This is a genomic window from Streptomyces sp. DT190 (assembly GCF_049846985.1).
Classification (GTDB): Bacteria; Actinomycetota; Actinomycetes; order Streptomycetales; family Streptomycetaceae; genus Streptomyces.
In genome coordinates this window covers 1-212 of sequence record NZ_JBNCNM010000102.1, presented here as the reverse complement: position 1 = coordinate 212, position 212 = coordinate 1, and the positions used below count along the sequence as shown (strand labels likewise).

The following is a 212-nucleotide window of genomic DNA, read 5'->3' as shown; positions in this document are numbered from 1 at the left end:
CATGGTGCGTTTCTGGAGATGAGTCCGCATCCGGTGCTGACCGTGCCGGTGGCGGAGACCGTGGAGGCGGCCGGTGCCGATGCCGTGGTGGTCGGTTCCCTGCGGCGGGGCGAGGGCGGCCTGGATCGCCTGTATGTGTCGTTGGGTGAGGCGTGGGCGCGTGGTGTCGCGGTGGACTGGACGGCCGCCTTCGAGGGGCTGTCCCCGCGCCG

At 72.2% G+C, this 212-nt stretch carries 1 protein-coding gene; it reads left to right on the top strand.

Features of this window, described 5'->3' with window-relative positions:
• Positions 1-18: 18 nt before the first annotated feature.
• The coding region (locus ACPXCS_RS39780) for a hypothetical protein (protein WP_425952390.1) at positions 19-212 on the top strand (194 nt) is incomplete at its 3' end.